General features: G+C 73.2%; 16 protein-coding genes, 1 tRNA gene and 1 pseudogene. 10 read left to right on the forward strand and 8 right to left on the reverse strand.

Annotated features, from left to right (window positions below; all coding sequences use genetic code 11):
- Positions 1-33: 33 nt before the first annotated feature.
- From ABZS80_RS09960 to ABZS80_RS09980, 5 genes are all read right to left on the reverse strand, one after another.
- Entirely contained in the window at positions 34-3,615 is a 3,582-nt protein-coding gene (locus tag ABZS80_RS09960; RefSeq protein ID WP_355055370.1) for an adenylate/guanylate cyclase domain-containing protein, read from the reverse strand.
- On the reverse strand, positions 3,612-4,439 hold the full coding sequence (locus tag ABZS80_RS09965; RefSeq protein WP_355055371.1) for an MBL fold metallo-hydrolase: 828 nt from the start codon (positions 4,437-4,439) through the stop codon (positions 3,612-3,614). The genes ABZS80_RS09960 and ABZS80_RS09965 overlap by 4 nt, the downstream gene beginning before the upstream one ends.
- A 118-nt stretch (positions 4,440-4,557) precedes the next feature.
- On the reverse strand, positions 4,558-5,019 hold the full coding sequence (locus tag ABZS80_RS09970) for a RidA family protein (protein ID WP_355055372.1): 462 nt from the start codon (positions 5,017-5,019) through the stop codon (positions 4,558-4,560).
- Between the two features lie 4 nt (positions 5,020-5,023).
- A complete protein-coding gene (locus ABZS80_RS09975) occupies positions 5,024-5,179 on the reverse strand; it encodes a DUF4177 domain-containing protein (RefSeq protein ID WP_013289021.1) in 156 nt (51 codons plus the stop codon).
- Positions 5,180-5,241: 62 nt separating this feature from the next.
- Positions 5,242-5,688 (reverse strand): hypothetical protein, encoded by a 447-nt coding sequence (locus ABZS80_RS09980; RefSeq protein ID WP_355055430.1) that lies wholly within the window; start codon positions 5,686-5,688, stop codon positions 5,242-5,244.
- 347 nt (positions 5,689-6,035) lie between these two features.
- Here ABZS80_RS09980 and ABZS80_RS09985 point away from each other — a divergent pair, with 347 nt between their 5' ends.
- Genes ABZS80_RS09985 through ABZS80_RS09995 form a run of 3 tightly spaced genes read left to right on the forward strand, consistent with a single transcriptional unit; the run spans position 6,036 to position 8,824 of the window.
- Positions 6,036-6,617: a hypothetical protein gene (locus tag ABZS80_RS09985; protein ID WP_355055373.1), complete on the forward strand. Its 582-nt coding sequence runs from the start codon at positions 6,036-6,038 to the stop codon at positions 6,615-6,617.
- A gap of 26 nt (positions 6,618-6,643) precedes the next feature.
- Complete coding sequence (locus tag ABZS80_RS09990) at positions 6,644-7,618, forward strand: ArsA-related P-loop ATPase (RefSeq protein WP_355055374.1); 975 nt, start codon at positions 6,644-6,646, stop codon at positions 7,616-7,618.
- Positions 7,619-7,672: 54 nt separating this feature from the next.
- A complete protein-coding gene (locus ABZS80_RS09995; protein WP_355055375.1) occupies positions 7,673-8,824 on the forward strand; it encodes an ArsA-related P-loop ATPase in 1,152 nt (383 codons plus the stop codon).
- 25 nt (positions 8,825-8,849) lie between these two features.
- Here ABZS80_RS09995 and ABZS80_RS10000 read toward each other — a convergent pair whose 3' ends face one another.
- On the reverse strand, positions 8,850-9,170 hold the full coding sequence (locus ABZS80_RS10000) for a WhiB family transcriptional regulator (RefSeq protein WP_091266889.1): 321 nt from the start codon (positions 9,168-9,170) through the stop codon (positions 8,850-8,852).
- A 403-nt stretch (positions 9,171-9,573) separates the two neighbouring features.
- Here ABZS80_RS10000 and ABZS80_RS10005 point away from each other — a divergent pair, with 403 nt between their 5' ends.
- Positions 9,574-12,024 carry a transglycosylase domain-containing protein gene (locus tag ABZS80_RS10005; RefSeq protein WP_355055376.1) on the forward strand — a complete coding sequence of 817 codons (2,451 nt, stop codon included), beginning with the start codon at positions 9,574-9,576 and terminating at the stop codon, positions 12,022-12,024.
- 67 nt (positions 12,025-12,091) lie between these two features.
- Here ABZS80_RS10005 and ABZS80_RS10010 read toward each other — a convergent pair whose 3' ends face one another.
- The gene (locus ABZS80_RS10010; RefSeq protein ID WP_151462334.1) at positions 12,092-12,547 is read right to left on the reverse strand and encodes a GatB/YqeY domain-containing protein; all 456 of its coding nucleotides are present in this window, start codon (positions 12,545-12,547) and stop codon (positions 12,092-12,094) included.
- A 25-nt stretch (positions 12,548-12,572) separates the two neighbouring features.
- Between ABZS80_RS10010 and ABZS80_RS10015 the strand changes: the two genes are divergently transcribed.
- The 5 genes and pseudogenes from ABZS80_RS10015 to ABZS80_RS10035 all read left to right on the forward strand — a co-directional run bounded on the left by ABZS80_RS10015 (position 12,573) and on the right by ABZS80_RS10035 (position 16,866).
- Positions 12,573-13,466 carry a metallophosphoesterase gene (locus ABZS80_RS10015; protein ID WP_355055377.1) on the forward strand — a complete coding sequence of 298 codons (894 nt, stop codon included), beginning with the start codon at positions 12,573-12,575 and terminating at the stop codon, positions 13,464-13,466.
- 136 nt (positions 13,467-13,602) lie between these two features.
- Positions 13,603-13,679, forward strand: a tRNA-Pro gene (locus ABZS80_RS10020).
- A gap of 315 nt (positions 13,680-13,994) precedes the next feature.
- Positions 13,995-14,456 (forward strand): annotated as a pseudogene (locus ABZS80_RS10025) (SigE family RNA polymerase sigma factor); the annotation flags it as partial.
- Positions 14,457-14,586: 130 nt separating this feature from the next.
- On the forward strand, positions 14,587-15,498 hold the full coding sequence (locus tag ABZS80_RS10030) for a hypothetical protein (protein ID WP_355055378.1): 912 nt from the start codon (positions 14,587-14,589) through the stop codon (positions 15,496-15,498).
- Between the two features lie 258 nt (positions 15,499-15,756).
- The gene (locus ABZS80_RS10035) at positions 15,757-16,866 is read left to right on the forward strand and encodes an ionic transporter y4hA (RefSeq protein WP_355055379.1); all 1,110 of its coding nucleotides are present in this window, start codon (positions 15,757-15,759) and stop codon (positions 16,864-16,866) included.
- Between the two features lie 16 nt (positions 16,867-16,882).
- Here the strand turns inward: ABZS80_RS10035 and ABZS80_RS10040 are convergent, their stop codons facing one another.
- Entirely contained in the window at positions 16,883-17,356 is a 474-nt protein-coding gene (locus tag ABZS80_RS10040; protein WP_355055381.1) for a hypothetical protein, read from the reverse strand.
- Between the two features lie 209 nt (positions 17,357-17,565).
- Between ABZS80_RS10040 and ABZS80_RS10045 the strand changes: the two genes are divergently transcribed.
- On the forward strand, positions 17,566-18,255 hold the full coding sequence (locus tag ABZS80_RS10045; RefSeq protein ID WP_355055382.1) for a hypothetical protein: 690 nt from the start codon (positions 17,566-17,568) through the stop codon (positions 18,253-18,255).
- Positions 18,256-18,259: the final 4 nt, after the last annotated feature.

The raw sequence follows: 18,259 nt of genomic DNA on the forward strand, positions 1-18,259 counted from the left end.
CACATCCCCGGAACCGGCAGAACCGGGTCGGGATCAGCGCGCGGCGAGGCGGGCGCGGAGCGCGTCGGCGACGGCCCGCTCACTGCGCTGCTCGGTGGCGTACGCCAGCCGTACCGCCTCCTCGGCGCTGGCCAGCGCCTCGGCCGGGCGGCCGCACGCGGCGAACGCCTCGGCCAGCACCATCCGCGCGATGACCTGGCTGCGCACGTCCTCGGCCGGGGCCGACACCGCCCGCTGCGCCCAGTCCAGCGCCTGCTCGCGCTGGCCGTGGGCGAGCAGCGCCGACGCGTACCGGGCCATGGTCTGGCGGCGGGAGAACAGCAGCGACGGGGTGTTGGCGGCGGTCGTGGCGACCGGGGCGAGCAGCCCCACCGCGGTCGCGGCGTCGCCGGCCGCGAGCCGGGCCATGGCGAGCAGCACCCGGGGCGCCACCTGGGCGGGGGCCTGCGGGTTGTGCGGCTCCACGCTGGTCAGCACCGACCGGGCCTCCCGCTCGGCCGTCCCGGCGTCGCCCATGTCCAGCGCCACGAAGCCGCGCAGCGTCCCGGCCATCCCGGTGAGCAGGGGGTGCGCGGTGCGGTCGGCGTACGCCAGGGCGTCGGTGAGCAGGTCGGCGGCGTGCTCCGGCTCGCCCAGCCCGCGCGCCACCACGCCGCGCACCACCAGCGCGAAGCCCTGCCCCCAGTCGTCGCCGACCTCGGCGAACTCCCGGTACGCCCGGCGCGCCGCCCGGTCCGCCTCGGCCAGCTCGCCCAGCTCGGCGGTGGCGTACGCCTCGACGGCGCGCAGCGTGCCCACCGCCCACGCCTCGCCGACCCGCTCGCCGAACGGCAGGAACACCTGCGCCATCCGGCACGCCTCGCGGAGCCGGCCGGCGAGCAGCCGCGCGAACGCGGTGGTGCCGCGCAGCCAGGCCCGCCCGTACGGGTCCTTCAGCTCGGCGAAGAGCCGGGCGGCCCGGCCGAGCACCGCGTCGGTGCCGGCGAAGTCGCCCCGGGTCGTGGTGACCCAGGCCAGGTTCTGCAACGACCAGGCCTGCCCGCGTGGGTCCTTCGCGGCGAGGCTGACCTGGTAGGAGGCCGCCAGGCGGCTGCTCGCCTGGCCCAGCCGGCCGGCGATGAAGTCGGCCATGCCGAGCCGGCGCATCGCCGAGGCGCGCATGGTCGGCAGGTTGGCCGCCGTGGCCACCTGCAACGCCTCCTGCCAGCTCCGCTCGGCCCGGGCGGTCTCACCCAGCGTCTGGTGGGCCTGCCCGGCCAGCAGCAGGGCGCTGGTGCGGGTGGCCGCCGCGTCCCCGGCGTTCGCGGCGATCTTCTCGGCGAAGGCGAGCGCGTCGGCCGGGCGGCCGACCTGGAGCAGCGCGCGGGCGTGCACCACCCGGTCGGCCAGCGGCACCCCGTCGCGGGCCAGTTCGGCGGCGCGTTCGGCGTACTCGACGGCCATCGCCGGCTCCCCCGACCGCAGCGCGCGGCGGGCGGCCCGGCACAGCGCGGCCACGCCCAGCGGGGCGACCGCCCGGGCCGGCGAGTCCGGGCGGAGCTTGACCGCGTCGGCGAGCGCGGCGGCCCGCTCGACGTGCTGGGCGACGAAGTCGTCCCGGGCGGAGTCGGTGAAGCCGCCGGGTGGCGCGGTCGGGCCGTCGGCGCTCTCCGGGGCGGCCCAGCGGGCCAGCGCCGCGTGCCGCTCGGCCAGCTCGGCCTTGCTCACCCCGGCGTACGCGGCCTCGCGCATGAGCGGGGTGGCGAAGGCGAACCCGGTGCGGGTGCGGTGCAGCATGCGGCGTTGCAGCAGCTCCTCCACGGCCCGGTCCAGCTCGACCGCGGCCACCGCGGCCGGCCGGCCGTCCCGCCCGAGGCGCTGCTCGCGCAGCGCCTCCAGCGCACCGCCGGGCACGATGTCGCCGACCACCGCGGCGTCCCGCAGGACCGAGCGGGCGTCCGGCGGCAGGGCGTCGATACGCGCGGCGAGCACGGCGGCCAGGTCGCGGGAGAGCAGCCGGCTGCCCAGCGAGCCGGGCGCGAGCCGCCAGCCGACGTTGGCGTCCCGCCCCGGGCCGGCGGTCAGCGCCCCGCGCTCCATGAGCAGGGTGACCAGCTCGGCCAGGTAGAACGGGTTGCCCTGGGCGGTGGCGAGCAGCCGGTCGGCGTCGGCCGTGGACAGCTTGCCGCCGCTCAGATAGCTGGTGAGCAGCCGGGAGGCGTCGGCGCCGCGCAGCGGCGGCAGCGCGTGCACCTCGGCGTCCGCGACGCGGGTCAGCGCGCCGGCGGTCCGCACCAGCTCGGGCCGGCCGAGCAGCAGCACCAGCACCGGGCCGCTGAGCCGGTTGAGGGTCAGCGCGAGCGCCTTGATCGTCTCGGCGGTGGCGTCGTGCAGGTCGTCCACCACGATCACCAGCGGCGCCTCCAGGGCGAGCGCGCTGAGCAGCTCGGCGACCGCGTTGGGCACGGCCTCGGCGTCCGGCGGCGGGGCGGCGGCGTTCCACTCGCCGTTCTCGGTGGCGGCGGGGAGTTCGGCGTACCCGAGCAGGGCCAGGAGCTGGTCCACGGCGAGCGGGGGCAGGTCGCCGGGGAGCCGGCCGAGGCGCTGCCCGAGCCGGCGCAGCCGCTCCTCGACGGCGGGCCGGGTGAGCGCCGTGGCGGCGTCGTTGGGTAGGCCGACCGCCGCCCGGACCAGGTCGGCCAGGGGGGCGAGCCGGCGCCGCTCGCCGAACGCGGCGCAGCGGACGGAGAGCACGCGGGCGCCGGTGTGCGCGGCGTACCGGCCGGCGCCGACGTCGTAGCCGGCGGCGAGGCGTTCCACCTCGGCGGCGAACCGGGACTTGCCGATCCCCGCCTCGGCGGTCATCAGCAGCACCCGGGGCTCGCCCCGGTCGATCACCTCCGCGAGCCGGCCGGCGACCCGGCCGATCTCGGTCTCCCGGCCCACGAAGGGCGCCTCGTCGCCGAGGCCGGACCGGGTGCCCGGCGCGTCCAGCAGGCCCAGCAGCTCGTACGCCTCGACCGGCTCGCGCTTGCCCTTGAGCCGCAGCGGGCGCAGCGCCCGCCAGGAGGCGACGTGCCGGGTGGCGGCGGAGGTGCGCCCGCCGGCGTAGACCGCGCCGACGGCGGCGGCGTCGGCGAGCCGGGCGGCGGTGTTCACCGTGTCGCCGATGACCGTGTATTCGATCGCGGCCTGGATGCCGGCGATCACGTCGCCGGTGTTCAGGCCGACCCGCAGGCCGAGCGGCGCGCCGCCGCCCCGCTCGTCGTCGAGCACCCGGCGGACCGCCCGCTGCATGGAGAGCGCGGCCCGGACGGCGCGCTCGGCGTCGTCCTCGTGGGCCACCGGCGCGCCGAAGACCGCCATGATCCCGTCGCCGGTGAGCTTGTCGACGTGCCCGCCGAAGGTCTTGACCGCGCCCGCCAGGGCGGCCAGCACCCGGTCCGTGACGGCGCCGACCCGCTCCGGGTCGAGGTCCTCGGACCAGGAGGTGAAGTCGGAAAGGTCTCCGAAGAGCACGGTCACCACCCGCCGCTCGGCGGCGGGCAGCGTGGCGGCGGCCGGCAGGGCGGCCCCGCAGTTGTGGCAGAACCGCGCGCCGGGTACGGCGACGGTTCCACACACCGGGCAGGTCACAGCTGCTCCAACCCCGTACCCCCGGCGCCGGATTCCCGGGGGCTCACCCCGAGGTACTCCAACTGGGCGCGCACCGACCACTCGGCGGCCCACCACAGCGACCGGTCGACGTCCGCGTAGACCCGCTCGACGACCTCGGGCGCGGTGGTCGCGCCGGCGGCGACCGCCGCACGGACCTGGTCGAGCCGCGCCCGCCGGTGGGCCAGGTAGAACTCGGCCGCCACGCCGCAGTCGGCCAGCGCCGGGCCGTGGCCCGGCAACGCCGGGACCCCCCGGTACGTGGCGAGCAGCTCCAGGCTCGACAGGTAGTCGCCGAGGTGCCCGTCCGGGTGGGCGACCACGGTGGTGCCCCGCCCGAGGATGGTGTCGCCGGTGAGCACGACCCGCTCGTCGCCGTGCTTCACCAGGAAGCAGACCGAGTCGGCGGTGTGCCCGGGGGTCGTCAGCAGGCGGATGTCCAGGCCGGCGTCGAGCGCGGTGGCCGGGGTCAGCGGCGTGCCGCCGACGGTGTGCGTCGGGTCGGCGGCGAGGACGGGCACCCCGCCGAGCAGCTCGCTGAGCCGCGCCGCGCCCTCGGTGTGGTCGGCGTGCCCGTGGGTGATCAGCACGAAACCGACCGGGCCGTGCGCGGCGAGCGCGGCCAGGTGCTCCTCGTCGGCCGGGCCGGGGTCGACCACCACGGCGTGCCCGGCGCCCGGGGCGCGCAGCACCCAGGTGTTCGTGCCGTCGAGCGTCATCGGCCCCGGGTTCGGGGCACGCACCAGCGTCACCCACCCCGGCAGCTCGTCCGCGAGCGCCCCTGCGGCTCCGGTCACAGGCCCCATGGCAGCGATCGTACGACCCCGCCCGCCACTCCCCGCGATCTTGCCGTGCCGCCAGGGGTTATGTCCCCTTGCGGGTCGTCTGCCCCTCCGGCACCGGCAAGATCACGGGTACGCAGCGTCAGGCGACCTCGACGATGACCTCGACCTCGACGGGGGCGTCGAGGGGAAGCTCGGCGACGCCCACGGCGCTGCGGGCGTGCCGGCCGGCCTCGCCGAAGACGGCGCCGAACAGCTCGGAGGCGCCGTTGACCACGCCGGGCTGGCCGGTGAAGCCGGGCGCGCTGGCCACGAAGCCGGTCAGCTTCACGATCTTGACGACGTTCTCCAGCCCGACCAGCGAGTCGATCGCGGCGAGCGCGTTCAGCGCGCACCGCTGCGCCAGGTCCTTCGCCTGCTCGGCGGAGACGCCGTTGCCGACCTTGCCGCTGGCGAGCAGCTTGCCCTCGGCGATCGGGAGCTGGCCCGAGACGTAGACGTGCTGCCCGGACTGGACGGCCGGCACGTAGCTGGCCAGCGGCGCCGTCACCTCGGGCAGGGTCAGGCCGAGTTCCGCGAGCTTCGCGTGCGGTCCGTTGCTCATGGCCTCAGCCCTTCGGGCGCTTCAAGTAGGCGACGAGCTGCTCCGGGTTCGGGCCGGGAACCACGGAGACCAGCTCCCAGCCGTCCTCGCCCCAGTTGTCGAGGATCTGCTTGGTCGCGTGGACCAGCAACGGGACCGTGGCGTATTCCCACTTCTGCATCGGGTGAAGGCTCCCTTGCCTGGCATGGACTGCGGTCAGGCACAGCCTACGGTCCGCCGCCGTTAGGGGGACGCGGGACGCTGCTCGGGCGTACCGGGGGGCTCGCCGCAGGGGGCCTCGTGCTCGTACCGCTGCGGGCACCGGCTGCGGTCGGGCAGCAGCAGGTCGCAGAAGACCCGGTGCCGGTTGTTCTGGTCGTCGGCCGTGGAGACCGTGGTCTCGCCGGCGTCCAGCTCGCTGAGGAAGCCCAGCGAGGTGGCCACGGTGCCGGCGAGCGCGGTGGCCGCCGCCAGGTCGGGGACCCGGACCGGCAGGTGGATGACGTAGCCGGGCTCCTCCTCGTCGCGACCCCGACCGGCCGGCCGGGCCAGGGTACGCACCACGTCGGTCGGCGGGCGGTAGGACCGCTCGTTGAACGGCGCTCCCGCGCCGGGCCCCTCGGCGTCGCCGGGCCGTCCCGCGCGCTCGCCGGGGAACTGGGCTCGGGGAATGTTCTCCGCGTCGCGCATCCGCTGCCTCCGGGCCTCGTACCTGTTCACCGTCACCACCATCCGGCTCGGAACCCGTCGCCGGTCCGGCCCCCGCGTCGCGACGAACGTAGGACCTGGGAGGAGTCCCGGCAACGGGACGCGCACAACCGGTCACCTCCAGTCACATATGCGACACATTCCCCCATCCGGGAGAGCGGCGGCGGGCACCCGTCCGGCGCGGCGCGGCACGGCGTACGCGGGGCTGGCAAGCCGTCCGCCGACCGCTACCCTTCCGGTCTGGGTGAGCGCCCGTGCTCGCCCGCCACGCTCGATCACGTGTCCGTCGCCTGGGGCGGCGTCGGCGCGCCGCACCCCGGGGGAACGACATGACCCAACCGCCCATCGGTGGCGCCGCCGGCTCGCCCGGAGGTCCCGCCCACCAGGAGCCGCCCGCCGGCGCCACGCCGGCCCCCGGCGCCCTGCCGACGCCCGGCTACCCGCCGGACCCGCAGCCGGCGGCCCCGAAGAAGCGGCGCGGCCTGCTCATCGCCTCCATCGTGCTGGCCGCGGCGATCCTGCTCTGCGGCGGTGGCGGCACGGCCGCGTTCCTCACCCTCCGCCAGGCCGAGGACGGCCAGGGCGCCAAGGAGCCGACGGTCGCGGTGGACGGCTTCCTCACCGCGGTCTACAAGGATCGGGACCCCCGCGCGGCGGCCACCTTCGTCTGCTCGGCGTCCCGCGACGACGAGAAGATCGCCGCCAAGGTCGCCGAGGTGCAGAAGTACGCCGGGCAGTACCAGAACGCGCGGTTCCGCTGGACCACCCCGAAGGTCGACAACCAGACCGGGGACCGGGCGACGGTCAGCACCAGGGTCACCATGACCACGGCCGACGAGAAGACGGCCGACCAGGAACTGCGCTTCACCGTGGTGCGGAAGACGGGTTGGTGGGTCTGCGAGGTCGCCTGACGGCGGCGGCTGGATAGGCTCGACGGGTGGCAGCGACTGAGCAACCGGCCGAGTCCGCCGGCAGATGGCCGGCCCGCCTGCACGTGGTGACCGGCAAGGGCGGCACGGGCAAGACCAGTGTGGCGGCGGCGCTGGCTCTCGGGCTGGCCGCCGGCGGCCGGCGCACCCTGCTGGTCGAGGTGGAGGGGCGGCAGGGCATCGCCCAGCTCTTCGGCGCCGACCCGCTGCCCTACGAGGAGCGGCACCTGACCGACGCGCCGGGCGGCGGCGAGGTGCGTGCCCTGGCGGTCGACGCCGAGGAGGCGCTCCTCGAATACCTGGACATGTTCTACAAGCTCGGCGCGGCCGGCCGCGCGCTGCGCAAGCTGGGCGCCATCGACTTCGCCACCACCATCGCCCCGGGCCTGCGGGACGTGCTGCTCACCGGCAAGGTCAAGGAGGCGACCACCCGGACCACCGGGCAACGCCGGGCGTACGACGCGGTGGTGCTGGACGCGCCGCCGACCGGGCGGATCGGCCGCTTCCTCAACGTCACCGCGGAGACCGCCCGGCTGGCCAAGATGGGCCCGATCAAGACCCAGAGCGAGGGGGTCTCGGCGCTGCTCCGTTCGCCGATGACCGCGGTGCACGTGGTCACGCTGCTGGAGGAGATGCCGGTCCAGGAGACCGTCGACGCCATCGCCGAGCTGACCAAGCTCGGCTTCCCGGTCGGCCGGGTGATCGTCAACGGGGCCCGGCCCCCGGTGCCGGCCGACCGGCCGGTGACCGCCGCCGAGCTGAAGCGCGGGCTGGCCGCCGCCGGCCTGCCGACCGACGCCCGGACCGTGTCCGGGCTCGCCGCCGAGGCCCGTGACCAGCAGGTACGCCGGGAGCTGGAGGACTCGCTCCGCGCCGACCTGGTCGAGCTGGGCCTGCCTCTGACCGAGCTTCCACTGCTGCCCGCCGGGGTCGACCGGGCGGGGCTGGAGACGCTGGCCGAGACGCTCGTCCGGGCGGATTGACTCACACCTGCGGCCGGCACGGAGCAGAGAGACCCTCGAGACCGATACGCTCGATTGGTGCCTTCCGAAGACGCGGCGCCACCGCTGGACGTCGACCAGATCCTCGCCGATCCGGGCGTACGGATCGTGGTCTGCTGCGGGGCGGGCGGAGTGGGCAAGACGACCACCGCGGCGGCGCTGGCGCTGCGGGCGGCCGAGCGGCACGGCCGGCGGACGGTGGTGCTCACCATCGACCCGGCCCGCCGGCTGGCCCAGTCGCTCGGCCTGACCGAGCTGAACAACACCCCGCGCCAGGTCAAGGGGATCGACGTCGAGTCCAGCGGCGGTCAGTTGCACGCCATGATGCTCGACATGAAGCGCACCTTCGACGACGTGGTGCTCCAGCACACCGATCCGGCGAAGGCGGCGGAGATCTTCGCCAACCCCTTCTACCAGGCCATGAGCTCCACCTTCGCGGGCACGCAGGAATACATGGCGATGGAGAAGCTGGGTCAGCTGCACGCCCGGGGCGAGTGGGACCTCATCGTGGTGGACACCCCGCCGTCCCGCTCGGCGCTCGACTTCCTGGACGCGCCGGCACGGCTCTCCCGCTTCCTCGACGGGCGGATGCTGCGGCTGCTGCTCGCACCGGCCCGCAGCGGCGGGCGGAGCATGTTCAGCCTGGTGACGGCCAGCTTCGGGATGTTCTCGAAGGTGGTGCAGAAGGTGATCGGCGCGCAACTGCTCACCGACCTGTCCGGCTTCGTGGCCGCGCTGGACTCGATGTTCGGCGGGTTCCGGCAGCGGGCCGAGCAGACGTACCGCATCCTCCAGGCCCGGGAGACGGCGTTCCTGCTGGTGGCGGCGCCGGAGCCGGACGCCGTCCGCGAGGCCGCCTACTTCGCCGGCCGGCTGGGCGCCGAGCGGATGCCGCTCGCCGGCCTGGTGCTCAACCGGGTGCACCGGCCGGCGGTGCCGGACCTGTCCGCGGCGGACAGTCTGGCCGCGGCCGAGCGGCTGGCGGGTGCGGGCGGGCACGAGCGCACCGCCGAGGTGCTGCGGGCGCACGCCACGCTCGCCGAGCAGGCGGCACGGGAGGAGCGGGTGGCGGCCCGGTTCACCGAGGCGTTCCCGGCGGTGCCGGCGGCGTCGGTGACGGCGCAGCCCGCCGACGTGCACGACGTCGACGGGCTGCGGACGATCGGCGAGGCGATCAGCCGGCACTGAGCGGCGCGACCGACCGGCGCGTCGGTCAGTTGGCCGTGGTCACGAGGACCTTGTCCCGACCGGCCTTCTCCTTGGCGTTCTTCTTCATGGCCGCCTCGAACATCTTGCGCCAGCTGGTGACCTGCGGATGGCGCCGCAGCAGCGCCCGGCGCTCGCGTTCGGTCATGCCACCCCACACACCGAACTCGATCCGGTTGTCGAGCGCGTCGGCCAGGCACTCGTACCGGACTGGGCAGCTCCGGCAGATCCTCTTCGCCACGTTCTGTTCGGCGCCCTGTACGAACAACGCGTCCGGGTCCCCGTTCTGACACGCCGCCAGTGACGGCCAGTCAGTGATCATGCCCATCTGTACACGTCCCCCCTTGCTGTACCTACCGACTTCGCGCGACCAGCCGTCGAATTTCCCCCCGGTCGTCCGGGCCGGCCTCCCCAGGGCGGCGCGGACGACGTGTGGCTGCTGTCGCCGCCACCATCATGCTGTGTAGTCGCCTGATTACGCAACGTTGTCGGCGAAATCCATCATTCCGGACACTCCCGGCTTCCCGGGCTTTCGCCCGCCGTCTACCCCGCCGGGGTAGGTGAAAACGCTGCACCACTCCTCCGTTCGGAGGAGACTTCTGCCAGGTTTCACGCAACCACGCACCGGGGTTCGTGCGTTTAGCACAACGAGGCCGGCGCGCGCAGGAAATGGGGAAACTTCCCCGCGCGCCCCTCGTTCCCTACTCGCGTACCCTGTCGAGGTGACCTGGATGCGGAAACGTGACCACAACGTGCTGACCAACGCCGCATCGCTACTCATCTGTGGCCTGTTGGCCGGCGTGGTGGTCGCCGCGGCGGCCTTCCCCGCGGTGGCGATGTCCGGACTTGCCGCCAAGGCGGGGGCCGAAACCTTCGGCGCGCTCCCCACCGAACTGACGGTGGCCCGGGCCCCGCAGATCACCTACCTGCTGGCCTCCGACGGCAGGACGCCGCTGGCCACTATGTACGACGAGAACCGGCGCGACGTGAAGCTCAAGGACATCGCGCCGATCATGCAGAAGGCCATCATCGCGGCCGAGGACCACGACTTCTACAAGCACAACGGCGTGGACCTCAACGGTGTGGCCCGGGCGTTCGTCAACAACCAGTCCGGGACGAACTCGCGGCAGGGCGCGTCGACGCTCACCATGCAGTACGTCCGGCTCGCCATCTCCTACTCGGCCACCCACCCGGCCGACGTGGTGGCCGCGACCGAGGACACCAGCGCCCGCAAGCTCCGCGAGATGCGCTACGCGCTCCAGATCGACAAGGAGCTCTCCAAGGACGAGATCCTGGAGCGCTACCTGAACATCGCCGCCTTCGGCAACGGCGCGTACGGCATCTACGCCGCCAGCCAGGTCTACTTCAACAAGCCGCCGAGCAAGCTCGACATCCAGGAGTCGGCGATGCTCGCCGGCCTGGTGAAGGCGCCGACCGCGTTCGACCCCACCACCACGGCCGGCTACCCGGACGCGGTCGGCCGGCGTGACTACGTCATCGACAACATGGTGCAGACCGGCGCCATCACCAAGGAGCAGGCCGACCAGGCCAAGCAGATCGAGCTCAAGGTGGCGAAGAAGCGCACGCCGAACGGCTGCGTCGCCACCAACACCCGCTCCTGGGGCTTCTTCTGCGACTACTTCTACCGCTGGTGGCTCCAGCAGGAGACCTTCGGCGCCACCTCCTACGACCGGGAGCGGCGGCTGAAGAGCGGCGGCTACACCATCACCACCTCGCTGGACGTGCAGGCGCAGAAGGGCGCCGACAAGGCGGTCCGCAACCAACTGGACGAGGCCAGCACGGCCGCCCGGATGGTGGCCGCCGTCGAGCCGGGCAGCGGGCGGGTCCGCGCCATCGCGGTCAACCGGAACTTCAAGCTCGACGACCCGGACCACCCGCAGAACAAGATCTCCAGCGACCCGAAGAAGGCCAAGAAGAAGATCCGGGGCAGCCGCCCGAACACGGTCAACCCGCTGGTCAGCGGCGGCGGCGGCATCACCGGCTACCAGGCCGGCTCGACGTTCAAGATCTTCACGCTGGTGGCGGCCCTGGAGAAGGGCTACCCGCTCAGCTACACCATCAACGCGCAGCACCAGTTCCAGTCGGAATACATCATCGACTCCGGCAACCCGGCGGCCTGCAAGGGCACGCACTTCTACTGCCCGCAGAACGCCGGAAAGTCGATGGCGGGCGTGCACAACATGTGGAGCGCCTTCGGGGCCTCGGTCAACACCTTCTTCGTCGAGCTCCAGCAGCGGGTCGGCGCAGAGAACGTGGTGAAGGCCGCCGAGAAGCTGGGCATCACCTTCCGCGCCTCCAACGACGCCAAGTTCGCCGCCAACAAGGACGCCGCGCACCAGTGGGGCGCGTTCACCCTGGGCGTCTCGCAGACCACTCCGCTGGAGCTGGCCAACGCGTACGCCACCCTGGCGGCCGACGGGAAATACTGCGAGCCGATCCCGGTCCAGGAGATCCGGGGCCCGGACGGCGAGAAGCTGGACATCGCCAACCCGCGCTGCGAGCAGCGGATCAGCACGCAGGTGGCCCGGGCCGCCGTGGACGCGGCGCGCTGCCCGGTGGGTGACCGCTCGTCGACCTCGAAGTGCAAGAACGGCACCGCGGGCAACGTCCGCGGCATCGTCGACGCCCCGGTGGCCGGCAAGTCCGGCACCACCGACGGGGACAAGACCTCCGCCCTGGTCGCCATGACCAAGCAGTACGCGGTGGCCGGCATCGAGGCCGACCCGGACTGGCCGCAGACCAACCAGCGGATGAAGCACAACGAGGTGGCCTGGGGCATCAACCCGGCGGTCTACCAGACGCTCCGCGACGCCATGAGGGGCAAGGAGCGGATGAACTTCACCCCGCCGAGCGGGAAGATCATCGAGGGCGACCAGCGCTCGATCCCCGGGGTGAAGTGCGAGTCCGTCGAAACCGCCAAGTCGCGGCTGCGCGGCGCCGGCTTCGAGCCGGTGGTCTCCGACGGCAAGGTCGCGTCGGAGTGCCCGGTGGGCACCGCGGCCGGCACCAGCCCGGACGGACGCACCATCAAGGGCGGCGTGGTGATGATCGAGGTGAGCGCCGGCGGCGGCCAGCCGAAGCCCGGCAGCAGCACCGGCCCCGGCGGGCCGGCGGTCCCACCGCCGCCCAACCAGGGCCGCCCGGGCCGACCGCGCGGCTGACCCGAGCAACGCCAGCGGGCGGGCACCCCACCGGGTGCCCGCCCGCTTCGTCGTCGAAGGGGTGCGGTCAGAGACCGAGCTGGCGGCGGACCTCCGCGGCGACCCGGCCACCCTCGGCCCGACCCGCCACCGCGGCCTGCGCCGCCTTCATGGCCGGGCCCATCTGCGCCTTGCCGGTGAAGCCGCCCGCGGCGAGCGCCCCCGAGACCAGCTCGGCCAGCTCGCCGTCGGAGAGCTGCTTCGGCAGGTAGCGCTCCAGCACCTCGCCCTCGGCGGTCTCCTTGCCGGCCTGCTCCGCGCGACCCGCGTCGGCGAAGGCGGTCGCCGCCTCGCGGCGCTTCTTCGCCTCCTTGGTCAGCACCGCCAGCACCTCGTCGTCGCTCAGCTCGCGCTTCTCCCGGCCGGCGACCTCGGCGTTGCCGACGGCCGCGAGGGCCATCCGCAGCGTGGAGGTGGTCAGCTCGTCGCGCGCCTTGAGGGCGGCGCGCATGTCGGCGGTGAGGCGGTCCTTCAGCGTGCTCATGGACGGTCAAACTACCCTGAACGCCATGCGAAAGCGCACACTATTCCGGCTCACGGCCGGCACCGTCGCCGCCGGGGCGGCCACCCTGGCGTACGCGTCGCTCATCGAGCGCAACATGTTCACCCTGCGCCGGTACGACGTACCGGTGCTCCCGACCGACGCCGAGCCGCTGCGCGTACTGCACCTGTCGGACCTGCACATGATGCCCGACCAGCGACGCAAGCAGGACTGGGTGGCCTCGCTGGCCGCCCTCGACCCCGATCTCGTGGTGGTCACCGGGGACAACATGGCCCACCCGGAGGCCGTGCCGGGCGTGCTGCGCGCCCTGCAGCCGCTGCTCGACCTGCCCGGCGCCTTCGTCTTCGGCTCCAACGACTACACCGGGCCGGTCCTGAAGAACCCGTTCACCTACTTCCTGCCGGACCGGGAGTACACCGAGGGCGTGCCGCTGCCGTACGAGGAGCTGCGCGACGTCTTCACCGGCGCCGGCTGGGTGGACCTCAACAACGCGCGGACCACCCTGAAGGCCGGGGGCCGGGAGATCGAACTGGCCGGCGTGGACGACCCGCACATCGAGCGGGACGACTGGGCGGCCGTGGAAGGGCCGGTCAGCACGGGCGCGGCGCTCTCCATCGCCCTGGCTCACTCCCCGGAGCCGGCCGTGCTGGACCGGATGGCCGCCGACGGCTTCGGGCTCCTGCTCGCCGGGCACACCCACGGCGGACAGGTCTGCTTGCCCGGCTACGGCGCGCTCGTCACCAACTGCGGGTTGCCCCGGTCGATGGCGCGCGGGCTGCACCGCTGGCCCGGCTCCGACTCCTGGCTGCACGTCTCGGCCGGCCTGGGCACCCATCCCACCGCGCCGGTGCGCTTCGCCTGCCCACCAGAGGCGACCATCCTGACCCTGATCCCCCGCTGACCTCACCGGCTCGCAGATCCTGGTGCGAAACGGCCCCTTGAGGGGCCGGTAGCTACCAAGATCTGAGGCCGGGTCGGCGCGGGGGGTACGGAGTTTGACCATCGGAGCGGGTGGGCTACTATTTGTCGGCACGCCTCGGGGTGTGGCGCAGCTTGGTAGCGCGCTTCGTTCGGGACGAAGAGGTCGTCGGTTCGAATCCGGCCACCCCGACCAGAGGTGAGAACAGGTCAAGGCCCCTCCACGGAGGGGCCTTGATTCATTTCCGGCGGATCGTCACCCGCTCGTCGAGTGCGTGTGGCGGTCCCGCGTCGTGGACGTCTGCTCGTGCCCCATGACCCTCGTCACGTCGTTGATCGGCACCTGTGGGAGACGAGCCAGTTCGCGCTGGAGATCATCGACGGTCTCCTCCCCCACCAACCATGGTCAACCCGGGTGAAGTAGCCGGCAGATTTCCTCGATCCCGTGCAACCGTGGCGTCGCTCTGCTGCGTGAGTGGGAGGAGCAGCCACCAAGGAGAGTGGGGTCGGCGTGACAGAGGAGGACTACCGGGCGTTCTACGCATCGGCGTTCGCGCGGTTGGTCGGTCAGGTGTATCTGCTGACCGGCAACTTCGCTGACGCGCAGGACGCCGTTCAAGAGGCGTTTGTCCGAGCCTGGAGCAGACGTCGCCGGTTCGCCGACGGGGACGAGCCGGAGGCGTGGATCAGAACCGTCGCCCGCCGTGTCGCGGTCAGCCGTTGGCGCTCCGCACGGTCCGGGTTGGCGGCGTGGCGGCGCCACGGGCCGGTCCAACACGTGGCTGCGCCCGGCGTGGAGACTCCGCTGATCGTGGCGGCCCTGCAACGTCTGCCCGAGGAGCAGCGACGCGCAATCGTGCTGCACCACCTGTGCGACCGGTCCGTCGATCAGGTCGCCGCAGAGATGGGCGTGCCGTCCGGAACGGTCAAGGCCCGGTTGTCGCGCGGGCGGAACGCTCTGCGACAGATCCTCGACGAGGCGGATGCCTCGCATCCGTGGAGCCGCACGGAGTCGCGCTCCACACCCCTCGCGGGCGAGCCGCGGGCCGGCACGCCGCGCGGTTCCGACCGACCGGACGACATCACAACCTTGGAGCGTCGTCATGTCTGAACACGAACACCCCGACCGAGAGAGCCGCGAGCTCGAAAGCCGCGTCGTCCGCAACCCTCCCCTGGACAACCCGCTGCCCGGCCTGGACACCATGCTCCGGGACGCGGCCGGCGACGCGGCGCGCCGCGCGATCGTGCCGTCGTACGACCTGGTCCAGGGTCTGGCACGGGGCCGCCGTACCGCGAAGGTCGCGACTGCCGGCGTGTTCGGGCTCGTGCTTTGCCTGGCGCTGGGGGTGGCGGCGGTCACCGGTGCCGGGCCGCACCGGGACGAGGACAGCCCGCGGCCGGCCGGATCGGCCATCACGCTCGACCCGTCGTTGCGTGGGTACTGGACAAAGATCCCGATCCTGAGCTGGACGCCGGACACGGGCCGCGTGGTGTCGGACGTGGCTGGCACGAACGAGTTCCGTACGGCGGTCTTTTCCGCGCTGGTTCCGGGGGATCACGATTATTCCCAGCTCAACGATCTGCGGAAAACCTTTCCCGACGCTCCGGTCGGTGGCCCGGCCATCGCCATCGATCAGTCGGTCACGAGAGCTGAGTTGGAGAACGCGGCCGCGAACCTGCGCAAACTCGACGGCGTGCAGGACGCGCGCGTCGTCGAGGTGCGCGGCCTGTGGTTCACCGTGTCGGCCACCGGCCCCGCCGCCTCCGGCAGTGGGATGCCACCGGTCGTCGACCTCAAGGGGATAGGTGTGAACGGCTCCGCCAGCGGCCGGCACCGTGACGCTCAGAATCGTTGGGTCAACTGGGTACGCACCACCTACGTCGGACCGGCCATCGACCGCGCCACCTTCGACCTGCTCCGCGCCCGGACCGCCGAAGCCGTGCACATCGACGTCTCGCAGGTGGTGGTCACCGCGGAATCCTCCGTCAGCAGACCGAAGCCGACGACGAGCTGACGCCGGGGTCTGCCGATCCGCTCGGCGATCACCGTCGCCGGCATCGTGGGCCACTGCTGCACCAACGCCCCAATCTGCGGCGCCAGGTAAGAGGCCGTATCCGGTTCCACCGGGTGCAGCCTCTTCGCCTTTCGCGGACCCAGCACCGGAGGCTGTGGCGGGGCTCACGGCAGCCGGCACGGTCCGTAGCCGAACCGGCGCCCGATCACAAGCGTCTCGTCACGGGCAGTTGATCCGTCTTCCTGGCAAGGTTGATGCATGGCCGCCATGATCCGATCCCGCCTGACCGATTGGACCACCCTCCTACCCCTGATCGCGGTCCTGGTGCTCGCGGCCACCTGGGGTAGGGACCTGGCCGGCCCGCTGATCGTGGTGGTGGCCGCGCTGCTCGCCGGCGCGGTGCTCGCCGCCGTGCACCACGCCGAGGTGGTGGCGCACAAGGTGGGCGAGCCGTTGGGCTCGCTGGTGCTCGCCGTGGCGGTCACCGTGATCGAGGTCGGTCTGATCGTCACGCTGATGATCAGCGGCGGCGACAAGACCCAGGCGCTGGCCCGGGACACCGTCTTCGCCGCCGTGATGATCACCTGCAACGGGATCCTCGGCCTGTCGCTGCTGCTCGGCGCGTTGCGCCGGCGGGTGGCGGTGTTCAACCCCGAGGGCACCGGCGGGGCGCTGGCCACCGTGGCCACGCTCGCCACCCTCAGCCTGGTGGTGCCGACGTTCACCAGCCGGCCCGGCCCGCAGTTCTCCCCCGCGCAGCTCACCTTCGCGGCGGTCGCCTCGCTCGCCCTGTACGGCCTGTTCGTGATAGTGCAGACCGGCCGGCACCGCGACTACTTCCTGCCGGTGACGCAGGAGGGCAGCATCATCCCCGAGGACGCCGACGGCGACGGGCACGCCGATCCGCCGTCCACGCGTACCGCCCTGGCCAGCCTGGTGCTGCTCGTGGTGGCGCTGGTCGCGGTGGTCGGTGACGCGAAGACCATCTCCCCGGCGATCGAGGCGGGTGTCGAGGCGGCGAACCTGCCGCAGGCGTTCGTCGGCGTGGTCATCGCCCTGCTGGTGCTGCTGCCGGAGACCCTTGCCGCCGCCCGGGCGGCCCGCCGGGACAGGGTGCAGATCAGCCTCAACCTGGCGCTCGGTTCGGCCATGGCCAGCATCGGCCTGACCATCCCGGCCATAGCGCTGGCGTCGATCTGGCTGGACGGCCCGCTGCTGCTGGGCCTCGGCGGCACCCAGATGACGCTGCTCGCGCTGACCGCGGTGACCGGGGTGCTCACCGTGGTGCCGGGCCGCGCGACCGTGCTCCAGGGCGGGGTGCACCTGGTGCTGCTCGCCGCGTTCGTCTTCCTCGCCGCCAGCCCGTGACCGTCGGGAACGGCGGTCAGTCCTGCAGCTCAGTGCGGGCGACCTCGGCGAACGCGGCCGACAGGTAGTCGGCCAGGGGCCGGCCGGTGGCCGCCAGCAGGTCGGCGACGAGCAGCGGGGCGTGCCGGGCGATCGCGGTCGGGTCCGGCGGCGCGTCGTCGTCGCCCGGGTCGTAGACGCCGAGCGCGCCCGCCAGCAGCACGAGCAGCACGTGCGGGTCGACGTCGGGCCACCAGGCCGCGGTGGACCGGACGCACCGCTCCAGCACCTGACGGACGTCATCGCCGTCCAGCCCGTCCGGGTGGCTCTCCTCCAGCAGCAGCCGGACCACGCCGCCGAGCACCAGCCCGGCCCGGTCGGCGGAGGCGAGCCGTTCCACCGCGGGCGCGTATGTCTCACCGTCCCGATCGGCGGCGGCGGTCACGGCCCCGGTGGCGGCCTCGGCGATCTCCCGGGCGGAGGCGGGGAGGTGGCGCCAGGTCGTGGTCACCGGGCCAGCATGGCAGACCCCACCGACAGGTCGCCGGTCAGCCGCACCGGCGGCGCCCGGCCCGGGCCTGCCGGAAGGTTTCGAGCCCGAAGATCCGGGGCACCGAGATCCGCACCGTTGATCGAGCGGCGCCCGAGATGCCGGATGCGCTCGGTCGTACGTCATGACAGACCGTGGCACGCGACGCGCGTACCGGAATGGAGCTGACCGTGAGCACACCGGAACTCACACCGCTGTCCCTGGACGAGTTGGCCGCGGAGGCGGCGACCGCACTGCCCACCAAGGAGGTGATTTCCCTCCTCGACCTCAACGTGGACCTCGACCTCGGGCTGGATCTCGCGGCACCGATCGACCTCGCGGTGGCCGCCAACGCCAATGTCGCCGCCCCGATCGACGCCGCCGTGGGTGCCAACATCCTCTCCACGGGCTCGACCGCGGCCGCCCTGTCCGACCAGGGCGTCCTCATCGACCAGACCATCTCCGGCCACGCGATCGCCACCGCTCCCCAGGACAGCGCGATCGACCAGTCCAACGACGTGATCGACGACGGCACGACCGACCCGGGCACCACGGACCCGGGCACCACCGAGCCCGGCGCCGGTGACACGAACGACGGGAATGTCACCGTCCCGACCGACCCGGCGTCGATGCTCGACGGCGACCTGCTGAACGTCGACGTCAACGTGGCCCTCGACGCCGACCTCGCCGCGCCGGTCGCCGGCGCGGTCGCCGCCAACGCCAACGTCGCGGCCCCGATCGACGCCGCCGTCTCCGCGAACGTCGCGTCGGTGGACTCCAGCGCCACCGCCATCTCCCAGCAGGACGCGATCATCACCCAGCATCTCGACGACGTGACGGCTCGCGCCACGGCCGACCAGCAGGCCGAGATCACCCAGTAGCGCG

The sequence above is a fragment of the Micromonospora sp. NPDC005305 genome, assembly GCF_040607315.1.
In the GTDB taxonomy this organism is placed as follows: domain Bacteria; phylum Actinomycetota; class Actinomycetes; order Mycobacteriales; family Micromonosporaceae; genus Micromonospora.

Bases quoted from the DNA above. Each gene is read 5' to 3' on its own strand.
- ABZS80_RS09965 (WP_355055371.1), bottom strand. From the start codon at position 4,439: ATGGGGCCTGTGACCGGAGCCGCAGGGGCGCTCGCGGACGAGCTGCCG.
- ABZS80_RS09970 (WP_355055372.1), bottom strand. From the start codon at position 5,019: ATGAGCAACGGACCGCACGCGAAGCTCGCGGAACTCGGCCTGACCCTG.
- ABZS80_RS09975 (WP_013289021.1), bottom strand. From the start codon at position 5,179: ATGCAGAAGTGGGAATACGCCACGGTCCCGTTGCTGGTCCACGCGACC.
- ABZS80_RS09980 (WP_355055430.1), bottom strand. From the start codon at position 5,688: ATGCGCGACGCGGAGAACATTCCCCGAGCCCAGTTCCCCGGCGAGCGC.
- ABZS80_RS09985 (WP_355055373.1), top strand. From the start codon at position 6,036: ATGACCCAACCGCCCATCGGTGGCGCCGCCGGCTCGCCCGGAGGTCCC.
- ABZS80_RS10000 (WP_091266889.1), bottom strand. From the start codon at position 9,170: ATGGGCATGATCACTGACTGGCCGTCACTGGCGGCGTGTCAGAACGGG.
- ABZS80_RS10005 (WP_355055376.1), top strand. From the start codon at position 9,574: ATGCGGAAACGTGACCACAACGTGCTGACCAACGCCGCATCGCTACTC.
- ABZS80_RS10010 (WP_151462334.1), bottom strand. From the start codon at position 12,547: ATGAGCACGCTGAAGGACCGCCTCACCGCCGACATGCGCGCCGCCCTC.
- ABZS80_RS10015 (WP_355055377.1), top strand. From the start codon at position 12,573: ATGCGAAAGCGCACACTATTCCGGCTCACGGCCGGCACCGTCGCCGCC.
- ABZS80_RS10030 (WP_355055378.1), top strand. From the start codon at position 14,587: ATGTCTGAACACGAACACCCCGACCGAGAGAGCCGCGAGCTCGAAAGC.
- ABZS80_RS10035 (WP_355055379.1), top strand. From the start codon at position 15,757: ATGGCCGCCATGATCCGATCCCGCCTGACCGATTGGACCACCCTCCTA.